The organism is Escherichia sp. WS1118, assembly GCF_046487695.1.
Lineage (GTDB): Bacteria > Pseudomonadota > Gammaproteobacteria > Enterobacterales > Enterobacteriaceae > Escherichia > Escherichia coli.
The window spans coordinates 393716-404677 of sequence record NZ_JBJQIZ010000001.1; the positions used below are offsets into that span (position 1 = coordinate 393716).

The window sequence follows — 10962 nt, forward strand, 5'->3', positions numbered from 1 at the left end:
TTCATGCCGGATGCGGCGTGAACGCCTTATCCGGCCTACAGGCTTACTCGGCAGACATCTTATGCTCGGTAACCTTGTTCATGGTTTCCGGCCCCTGTTCCGGTTTCGGCAGCTTGAGCGACGCGAGCGTGTTGTAAGCCGACTGGCTCACACCGCCCTCGAAGCTCATCTCTGCCGCTCCCGGTAGCTGGTAAGCATTCGCACCCGGATTCCATTTCTTAAAGAACTCCGAAAGATCCGTCTGGGCGACCCAGGAGGCACACAGCATCAGCGTGTCGGCAGCGTTACCGTTGGATTCAGCACAGTAATTCTTGCCACCAAAGGTGCTGTTACCAACATCATCGCCGCGTGCTTTACGATGCATCAACTGGAACAGGTTCCAGCCTTTCATCCCTTCACGCTCGCTGTAGAACGCTGGCAGCTTGCCATCTGGATACCACTTCGTGATATCAAAGTTTTTCTCTGCCCACTCTTTCAGCTGTGCGTACATCAGCAGACGGTCCCCCGCACCGCCGCGCGCCCAGGCCTGACCGTTGCTCTCCTCCAGATATTCCGGCGCGACGGTAATGTCGTCAGCGACACGGTTCATCTTACCGAGATAGCGATCCTGCATGTACAGCGCCAGCACGTTGTTCGCCACTTCAGTTGCACCCGGTACGTTCAGCGGTGTTTCTGCAGCGTTATGACCGACTTCGTGCCAAATCAGCCAGTCGTTCAGCGGCGTCGTCGGCAGCGTGGTGCTGTTCGTCGAGAAGCTGCTGTTCATTACCGGATAACCCGAGTGCGCATCACCGATGGAGATCTGCACATCGTTGGCGAAACGGTGTTTATGCCCCGTCAATGCTTCATAGGTAAACATCCGGTGGTTACCGCTCGTTTCATTGCGACCGTAGAAGTCATTCATCGAGCTGGCAAAGGTATCCAGATCTTTAGCGAATTGCTCCACTCCGCCCGTGTAATTGCTGGCCTCAAGGTTCTTCTTCGGCGTGGTATAGACGAACGACGCAGACTCCAGCTCACCCAGCGGCGCTGGTGAGTCCAGATCGTTTTTCCACTGACCATCTTTATAGAACGGCGCTTTTACTACACCGGTAAAGGTGAAGTTAGCAGAAACATCATCCTTACTGTCGCCCTTGATATAAATCAGACCACCATAAGGCACCTTGAAGGTCACTTCACCGTTAGCCTCCAGAGTATACGTTTTAGTCACTCTTGGCGGACGGTTCAGCGCAACTTCATGCTTCTCACGTCCGGTCAGGTCGTCAGCCAGCGCCACGGTAACAGTCACTGGGACTGACGCCGAAGACTTAATGGTGACGTCCTGCTGGGCCGGTGCCCACAGGCCGGTTGACTGCATGTTACCCGCAAACCATTTGGTCGGATTCGAGTACAGGCTGATGTTTTCCGTAACGCTCTCACCCTTTGCCGATACGGATCCTGGGTACTTCTCCACATCAACCTTAATGTTCAGATCCCACCAGGAACGGCCCAGCATCAGACGCGTCAGCGGTTTTTCCATATAGTTGAGCGGATAGCTTGGGTTCATCATGCCCGCTTTGCTGCTACCGTCACCGTAGATCATGTTGTTATCGACCAGCGATTTTTTCAGATCTGCGGAGCACTTGGTGCCGCCTGCATAGGCATCATTGGCGTAGCAGTTCAGGAACTCGGTGAACGTTTTAAAGCCCAGCTCATCTTCCTTGCCCTCTTCGTAACGATATTTCGTATCGTTCCACAGCCAGACCGACATGTTCTGGTACAGACGTTCCAGATCAACACTGTTCAGACGCTCACCTTTACTGCCTTTGGTACGGAAATAAAGCTCATGCTGATACAGGCGCTGAATGTTGGTGCCTAAATCCGCCGCCTGCACCATCGCTTTCGCAGTGTCGGCATTAAGGCTTAGTTGCGTATACTGTGGAACATACATGCCACCAGTAACCGGAACCCCCGTGCCAGGACGATATTCCAGACAGTTGACCTCGTAGTGGTAGTCAGGATCCTTACACTCTTTCAGCCCCGGGAACGCTGCAAAGATCTTATCTTTTGCGGCTTTCAGAGACTCATCAGTTGGATGTTTAGCAACATCAATAAACGCGTATTGAGTTACTTGTTCACCATCAACCTCTTCTTGCCAGCTGGCAACTTCCAGTTTCGGTTTCTTATCTGGTTTGTTATCAATCTGATATTTCCAGATAACTTCTTTCGTTTTTTCATCAATGGTGTACGGCAGTTCACCTTCTACCAGCGGATAACGTTCATAAACCCAAATGCCAGTCGCTCGACGCTGACGAACGCGATCCGGATACCCTTGCGGATCGTTGTTCACCACCGATTTGTTCAGAGCCATTGACAGACCCGCGGCATCCAGCAGACGCACAAAACTGGACGCGCTCTCTTCCTTAAGATTGCTCATCACGTTTTCCATGATCAGCACCGAGCCACCTTTGTTCAGATAGGCGATCAGATCGGTCACATCCTGCTGGGTCAGCTTCGGTTTGCTGGTATCTGCACGCAGAGGCACAGCATAGGGATCGCCAGACCACTGAGTCACATATTCAAAGCCGTTGAGGATCAGCAACGGAATCTCTTCCGGATTCAGATCGCCATAGCTGGTCAACTGTTTAACCGTGATACCAGTGAAATCCTCATGGAAAGCAAATGGTGCACTATTTCCCAATACCTGGCCCGCTTTTTTGAAATAAACGTTCTCCAGGTTGGTGCCGACAGTCATGATGCTCTTGGTATTTGGCTGCCAGATGTCATTTGACAAGTAGCGCAGTACGTTCTGCATAAAGTGCTTCATGTCATCAGAATCACCGCTGAGCGTACACTCACCTTTACTATTAACACCACCGCCCCAACTGTAACCATTAGGGCAACGCAAAATGCTGTTGTAGTGCGGGTTACCGATAACCATCAGTTTGCCGTCGCCGACTTGCCCCAGCGAAATAAACGGCAGGTTGAAGGTCGCGGTATCGCGCGTAACGTTCTCTGGCTGCACAATGGAAGGCGCTTCCGTAATGTACGCCAGCTCATTTTTATCCCAGGCGCGTTTTTCACCGAAGGCCAGCCAGTAGTTTTTATCATTACGCGCCATCAGAATCGGGAATGCCGCGTTGGAGATATTCACCACCGCCTGACCGCGCGCGTTACCGGTGCTGCCATAGAAGTTGGTAGAGTCATGGAAGACGTGGAACTTGCTGACAGACTGATAGTTCGTATCCACGCCCCACAGCTTGTTGATAACGCCCTGAATCTGGCCGTCATTAACATTGCGCGTTGTCAGCGAGAACCAGCGAGCCTCGTTGCAACCGTTGGTTTTCGCACAAATCGCGGTATCGATCTCTTTGGCCTGACCCGTCTTAAACTGCTCGATAAATTCGTTAGGCAGCACAACGTTTTGATCGCCTTCATCCAGCGTCGCACCGTTGGATAACGAAAGATTGATTATCTCGTTGATCACGTTGGGATATTCGGCAAAGACCTTGCGTACATCGTCCGGAACAACACGAGTATTATTTTGACCAGTCGTCGAATAACGATGAATGAGCTGATCGATATTTGCCCCGCGAACTTCATCACCCAATTCAGTCAGCGCAATGGTCGACTTATTGCCACGTACTGAGCCCAGTTCAAAGGTATCGATACCAAAGGAGATGGTTTCGCCCCAGCTAAAGGAGAATTTACCGTTTTCGTCAGTTACGCCACGGCCTGAATTGGTGTAGTAGTCAACGCCAGCAACACCGTTCCCCAGGCTATCCACCAGTTGGCCTTCGGAAAGAATGATTTCAGTGGGTTGATACTGATAAAACTGTTCCGCGTTAGCCGACACGAAGGACGCGTTCAGATCCGGTTTTGTTCCCTCTGTCGTGACTGGCACTACCGTTGAGGTATGGGTGGACGGCGCTTTATCAGTCGCAGCATTGTTTTCCACCTCTTCATTGACCAGCTTGCTGAAATTGTCTGTTGCCAGATCAATTTGCTTATACAGTTTTTCAAATCGCGCGCGATCAACCACTGACGAGAAAGTAAGACAAAGCTGTTCTGCATCTGCGGGGCAACTGTCGCTGGACGTCACCAGAGAGATGGCGTTGGTTTTCTTATTTTCAGAATTCGCCAGCTCCTGCGCGTCCTCCAGGCTAAACGACACTTTGTCAACCGCACGCAGGCTACGCGCAGCTTCTGACTGGGTGTTGAATGTTGCAATGGTCGTACTGCCCACCACACAACTCACGGTATTGCCTGGCGTAAAGGTAAAGCCATCGCTGGATTCACCATTACAGGTAGCACCAGTTACCCGCTGGCTTCCGCCCAGGGTCAGATAACCCGTTTTCGTAGGAACAGGTTCTGGCTCCGGTTCTGGTGTCGGCTCAGGATCAGGATCAGGTGTTGGATCCGGCGTAGGTTCTGGGTCCGGAGTCGGCTCAGGTGTCGGCTCCGGGGTTGGTGTTGGATCGGGTTTCACTTCCGGCAAAGTCCCTGATCCAGAATCTACAGACGGCGTATCGGAGGACGATCCTGAACCACCACCATCACAACCGGCTAACAGGGTTGCGCTTAAAATAGCCGCTAAAAGCGATTTCTTATATTTAAATTTCTTATTCATTAATAACGCAAGTGACAAAACAAAGTTAAAAGATTCGTAACCGAGGAAATAGTTTTATGCTTTATCTTCTTTAATAACTTCCTCCATTCTTAAGAAAACGGCATCATTGATAGAAAAACAGGTAAAATTTATAAGAATAACCCCTATTCGATGTCTGGATGGTTATTTTTACGAAATTTCAATAAACAAAAAATTAACAACCATTCACAACGTAACTATATAAATTTGTTGGTAGTTTTAACGATTAAGATTGCAAAAGCAACAGATAGAACGGAGTTTGCTCATCAAGCGAACATAATTAATACAGACTTGTTTTGCGTGATAAAAAATAGATGTTCTCACGCTCTTAATTATTTAGCATGTTATCTGAACGCAAAACATTATTGCCGCATGGATAATAAAGCGGGAAATAATTTTCCATTAATAAGACAGAATAATGTAAACGAAGCCGGATGATATTAACGATCATCCGGCATTATTGACTTACGAAACTAACATCCCGGTAAACACATACGCCTGCAACAGCGTGATAATGCCGATAACGCTGGCAAAAATCAGACTGTGCTTCACGGTGTAGCGGAACAGTTCAGATTCTCGCCCCACCATGCCCGTCGCGGCGCAGGCCACGGCGATAGATTGCGGGGAGATCATCTTGCCAGTTACGCCGCCGCTGGTGTTTGCTGCCACCAGCAGGGTGTCAGAGACGTTGATTTGCTGCGCCGTGGTCGATTGCAGTGAACCAAACAGGGCGTTTGAAGAAGTGTCAGAGCCGGTAAGGAATACGCCCAGCCAGCCGAGGAACGGTGAGAAGAACGGGAACATCACGCCTGTACCAGCCAGTACCAGCGCCAACGTGGTGGACATGCCGGAATAGTTGGTCACGAAGGCAAATGCCAGCACCATGCCAATCGACAGTATCGGCCACTTCAGACTAATTAGCGTTTCGGCAAAGACACCAATACCTTTCTTGATCCCCACGCCGAGGATGAAGATAGAGATAATCGCCGCAATAAAAATAGCGGTGCCACCAGCAGAGAGGGGGTCGAATTTAAACACCGCGTCCATTGGCGTCGGCTGGGCGACAATGGGGGCCGCTTTCAACACTTGTTGATGCAAATGAGGGATCTGGAAATTAATCACCAGCGAATAAAACGCGCCGCCCGGAGCAAATAACGCTTTAAACGGCTTCATGGTCCAGATGGTGACCAACACCGTTAAGATTAAAAACGGTGACCACGCACGAATGATTTGCCCCAGACGATATTCTGAAGGCACGGGACCGCCAGAAGACGGTTTATTCACCACCATCGCACCTGCGGATTGTCCCATACTGATTGCCGTTTCGGTATTTTTTGGCCGCCAGACTTTAAGAAATAAAGAAAGTGAGACGATACTCACCAGCGCCGAAGTAATATCCGGCAGTTCCGGACCAATATAGTTAGAGGTAAAGAACTGAGTGACAGCGAAGCTTCCCCCTGCAACCAGCGCCGCTGGCCACGTCTCTTTCACCCCTTTCCAGCCGTCCATCATTGCTACCAGCCAGAACGGCACAAGAACCGACAGGAACGGTAACTGACGTCCCGCCATTGCGCCAATGTCGAACGGATCGATTCCCGTTACCTGACCGGCGACCAGAATTGGCACACCCAACGCACCAAACGCCACCGGCGCAGTGTTGGCAATCAGACACAGCCCCGCCGCGTATAGCGGTTTGAAGCCCAGGCCCACCAGTAGAGCACCGGTAATCGCCACCGGTGCGCCAAAGCCAGCCGCCCCTTCCAGCAGCGCACCAAAGGAGAAACCAATCAGTAACACCTGCAAACGCTGATCGTCGGTGATGGAGATAACCGAGCTGCGGATAATATCGAACTGGCCGCTGGCAACGGTTAATTTATACAGGAATACCGCCGCGACAATAATCCACGCAATAGGCCATAAACCATAAATAAAGCCATAGCCCGCAGCAGCAAATGCCATATCAATCGGCATTTTAAAGGCGAATATCGCAATCAGAATAGATAATATAAGGGTTATTGCTCCAGCGACATGTCCTTTCAGACGTAATACCGCGAGTGCAACGAAGAAGAATATTATTGGGATCAGGGCGACCAGAGCGGATAGCCCCAGTCCTCCCATCGGCATATACATTTGGGTCCAGGTAACCATATTGTTCAGTCTCTTATTATCTTTATATGCTTGATATACTTAAGGTTGTAATAAGCAAAAGAGGACTGAACTGTAAAATATAGGCGTTATACTTTACAGCAACAGTACGCCGCTAACGCAATTGCTACCTCTGGCATAACAAGTATATCGGGTAAGGGTTTCTGTTCCGCACACGCAGGCGCAGAGTATCGTTAAGATGTCCATATTGTTGTTTTAATCCCGCTAGTGATGCGCTACGGGTATTTAATATTGTTAACCCCTGATAATCGCTCCGGTTATTTCCGGGATAAATGTACTACCGCAGTTACTATCATAGCCCCGACAATAAAACTTGCCGGGGCTTTTTTGACGCTATTAATGACTTTCTTTTTCGCGTAAACGCCAGGCGTGTAATAACGGTTCGGTATAGCCGTTTGGCTGTTTCACGCCGAGGAAGATTAAATCGCTGGCAGCTTTAAAAGCACACGAGTTAACAAAATTCCCCGCCATCGGACGATAAGCCGGATCGCCAGCGTTTTGCTGATCAACCACTTTCGCCATATTCTCCAGCGACGCCTGCACCTGATCTTTGGTCAGAATACCGTGACGTAACCAGTTGGCGATATGCTGGCTGGAAATACGCAGCGTTGCGCGGTCTTCCATCAACGCCACGTTGTGAATATCCGGCACTTTTGAACAACCAATCCCCTGCTCCACCCAACGCACCACGTACCCCAGAATCCCCTGCACGTTGTTATCCAGCTCTTGTTGGATCTCTTGCGCCGACCAGTTAGCGTTTTCAGCAACCGGAATAGTCAGCAGATCGTCCAGCAGCGGTTCAAATTCAGCATTGAACTCGGTCTGGGCAATGTTGGCTTGCACGCTCTGTACGTTGGTTTGGTGGTAGTGCAGCGCATGGAGCGTAGCGGCAGTTGGCGACGGAACCCAGGCCGTGTTTGCCCCGGCACGCAATTGGTCGCCCTTCTGGCTGTACATGTCTGCCATCAGGTCCGGCATTGCCCACATGCCTTTACCGATTTGCGCTTTTCCACGTAGCCCACAGAACAGACCGGAAAGCACGTTATTACGTTCGTAGGCTTTGATCCACGGCGTCGATTTCATCTGGTTTTTACGCAGCATCGGGCCCGCTTCCATCACCGAATGCATTTCATCGCCGGTACGGTCGAGGAAACCGGTATTGATGAACGCCACGCGGTTGCGCGCCTGAGCGATACAGCTACGCAAGTTCAGCGAGGTCCGGCGTTCTTCATCCATAATGCCCATTTTCAGGGTATTCGGTGCCATACCGAGCATTGTCTCAACGCGGGAAAACAGTTTGTTGGCGAACGCCACTTCCTGCGGACCGTGCATTTTCGGTTTCACAATATAGACGCTGCCAGTGCGCGAGTTTTTCTGCACTTTTAAATCATAGAGGGCAATCGCGCCAGTCATGACGCCATCAAGAATGCCTTCCGGGATTTCATTGCCTTCGCTGTCCCAAATCACAGGAATGGTCATCAAATGACCCACGTTGCGGATAAACAGCAACGAGCGTCCGTGCAGAGAAATTTCAGATCCATCGGCGGCAGTGTACTGACGATCGTCATTCAGTTTACGCACGATTTGCCGACCGTTCTTCTCCATTTTCTCTTGCAGAGTTCCCTGCATCAGGCCCAGCAGGTTGCGGTACAGCAGGATTTTATCTTCCGCATCAACCGCCGCAACCGAATCTTCGCAGTCGAGAATGGTACTGATGGCCGCTTCGACGATAACATCGTTGATGTGCGCCGAATCGTCTTTGCCAATCCGCCCGTTGGCATCGATTTGTAGCTCAATATGCAGGCCGTTATTTTTCAGCAAAATGCAGGTCGGCGCAGCAGTATCGCCACGGTAACCGACAAACTGTGCTGGAGTACGTAACGTGGTTTCTTTACCATTTTTCAACTGGATGCGTAATTGTTTATCGACCACCTTAAACGCCACCACATCCTGATAGCTGCCATTTTCCAGCGGTAGTGATTCATCGAGGAAACGCCGAACCCAGGCGATAACCTGCTCACCACGCTGCGGATCGTAGCCGCTGACCATCGCCCCTTCCTGCGGGATGATGTCGCTGCCGTATAACGCATCGTACAGTGAGCCCCAGCGAGCGTTCGCCGCGTTCAGCGCGTAGCGGGCGTTCATCGCCGGAACCACCAGCTGTGGCCCCGCCTGACTGGTGATTTCGCTGTCGATGCCCGTGGTTTCCACCGTAACGTGGTCAGGCTGTGGCACCAGGTAGCCCAGTTCACGCAGGAAAGATTTATAGGCCGCTTTATCTTTTACCGGCCCTGGATTGCTGCGATGCCACTCATCAAGCGCCGCCTGAATGCGATCGCGCTCTGCCAGCAACTGACGATTCTCTGGCGCCAGATCGTGAACGATCTCATCAACATTGTGCCAGAACGCGGCAGCATCCAGTTCCACGCCAGGCAAAACTTCTTCATCCACAAAACGTTTAAAATTGGCGTCAATGCGTAAACGGCCCTGGGTTATGGTTTGACTCATTGTTTATCTCCTCGTTTTCGCTTATTTCGCCAACACCGCTGCTGCCGCTTTCGCGACCTGCGCATCCTGTGCTCCGGTTAAACCAGAAACGCCCACGGCACCAATAATTTGCCCATTCACAACAACCGGTACGCCACCTTCCAGCGACGTCAGTAACGGCGCAGTCACGAACGCGGTACGTCCGTTGTTCACCATCTCTTCATAGCCCTTAGTTTCACGACGCCCCAGCGCGGCGGTACGCGCTTTCTCCTGGGAGATGTAAGCCGCAATCGGCGCGCAATCGTCCATGCGACTTAACGCCAGCAGATGACCGCCGTCATCGGCAACAGCAATGGAAACAGACCAGTTATTTTTCTGCGCCTCTTCCTGACCTGCGGCAATAATTGCACTCGCCATTTGCTGGCTAAGAATGACTTTAGTTTTCATTTTGTTATTCCTTTTCAAGGGCTTGTTCTACAATTTCAATCCAGTGACGCACAGAGGTACGACCGGCGCTCGCCAGATGCGTCTGGCAACCAATGTTGGCGGTGACGATCATTTCCGGTTTGCCGCTTTCCAGCGCATTCATTTTGTTATCCCGCAGCTGGCGTGCCAGATCGGGATGCGTTAACGCATATGTTCCCGCTGAACCGCAGCACAGATGGCTGTCGGGAACGTCCGTTAAGGTAAATCCAAGACGAAGCAACACTTTTTCCACTTCGCCGTTCAGCTTTTGCGCATGTTGTAGGGTACACGGGCAGTGGAAGGCCAGTTTTTTATCGCCGCGAATTGCCAGTTTTTCCAGCGGTTCCTCGCGCAGAAGTTCGACTAAATCGACCGCCAGCTCACTGACCTGACGCGCTTTATCGGCATACAACGCATCGTTTTTCAGCATCTGCCCATACTCTTTGACAAACGCGCCACAACCGCTGGCGGTTTGCAAAATTGCCTCGGCACCTGCTTCAATCGCGGGCCACCAGGCATCAATATTATTGCGCGCCCGCGCTAACCCTTTCTCTTGCGCATTAAGATGATAGTCCACCGCGCCACAACAGCCTGCTTCGTTAGCTGGCATGACGCTGATCCCCAGACGATCCAGCACTCGCGCAGTTGCCGCGTTGGTGTTGGGCGAAAGCGTAGGCTGGGCGCAGCCTTCCAGCATTAAAACCCGACGCTTATGGCGCAGTGGTGGACGCGGTTTAGCTTTCACGGTTTCAGCAGGCAGTTTTGCTCTGACCTGTTCCGGTAAAAACGGTCGCAGCACCAGCCCTACCTGCGTCAGCGCACGGAAGACCGCCGGACGCGGCACTACCTGGCGCAATCCTTCGCGCAGCATTCGCTCCGGCAGTGGGCGTTTCACTTTCTGCTCGACAATATCACGCCCGATATCCAGCAAATTGTGATAACGCACACCAGAAGGACAGGTGGTTTCACAATTGCGGCAAGTGAGACAGCGATCGAGATGCTCCTGTGTTTTAAGCGTGACTTCGTTGCCTTCCAGCACCTGTTTAATCAGATAGATGCGCCCGCGCGGCCCGTCCAGTTCATCGCCCAGAAGCTGATAGGTTGGGCAGGTTGCGGTACAAAATCCGCAGTGAACACAGGCGCGCAGGATGCTGTCGGCTTCCAGCGCGCGCGCGTTCTGCCGCATCTCTTCTGTTAATCGGGTTTGCATAGCCTGC

At 51.5% G+C, this 10962-nt stretch carries 5 protein-coding genes; all 5 read right to left on the reverse strand.

Annotated elements, in window-relative coordinates; translation table 11 throughout:
* Nucleotides 1–43 precede the first annotated feature (43 nt).
* Complete coding sequence (gene sslE / locus ACJHYO_RS01915) at nucleotides 44–4609, reverse strand: lipoprotein metalloprotease SslE (protein WP_085455529.1); 4566 nt, start codon at nucleotides 4607–4609, stop codon at nucleotides 44–46.
* A gap of 483 nt (nucleotides 4610–5092) precedes the next feature.
* Nucleotides 5093–6775: a glycolate permease GlcA gene (glcA, locus tag ACJHYO_RS01920; protein WP_000259280.1), complete on the reverse strand. Its 1683-nt coding sequence runs from the start codon at nucleotides 6773–6775 to the stop codon at nucleotides 5093–5095.
* Between the two features lie 354 nt (nucleotides 6776–7129).
* Nucleotides 7130–9301, reverse strand: a complete 2172-nt coding sequence (glcB, locus tag ACJHYO_RS01925) for a malate synthase G (RefSeq protein ID WP_085455530.1) — start codon at nucleotides 9299–9301, stop codon at nucleotides 7130–7132.
* A 21-nt stretch (nucleotides 9302–9322) separates the two neighbouring features.
* On the reverse strand, nucleotides 9323–9727 hold the full coding sequence (locus ACJHYO_RS01930; RefSeq protein WP_085455531.1) for a heme-binding protein: 405 nt from the start codon (nucleotides 9725–9727) through the stop codon (nucleotides 9323–9325).
* A gap of 4 nt (nucleotides 9728–9731) precedes the next feature.
* Nucleotides 9732–10955: a glycolate oxidase subunit GlcF gene (gene glcF, locus ACJHYO_RS01935; protein ID WP_001194819.1), complete on the reverse strand. Its 1224-nt coding sequence runs from the start codon at nucleotides 10953–10955 to the stop codon at nucleotides 9732–9734.
* Nucleotides 10956–10962: the final 7 nt, after the last annotated feature.

Excerpts from the sequence above, each read along its gene's own strand:
- glcA (WP_000259280.1), bottom strand. The coding sequence starts at position 6,775 with ATGGTTACCTGGACCCAAATGTATATGCCGATGGGAGGACTGGGGCTA.
- sslE (WP_085455529.1), bottom strand. The coding sequence starts at position 4,609 with ATGAATAAGAAATTTAAATATAAGAAATCGCTTTTAGCGGCTATTTTA.
- ACJHYO_RS01930 (WP_085455531.1), bottom strand. The coding sequence starts at position 9,727 with ATGAAAACTAAAGTCATTCTTAGCCAGCAAATGGCGAGTGCAATTATT.
- glcF (WP_001194819.1), bottom strand. The coding sequence starts at position 10,955 with ATGCAAACCCGATTAACAGAAGAGATGCGGCAGAACGCGCGCGCGCTG.
- glcB (WP_085455530.1), bottom strand. The coding sequence starts at position 9,301 with ATGAGTCAAACCATAACCCAGGGCCGTTTACGCATTGACGCCAATTTT.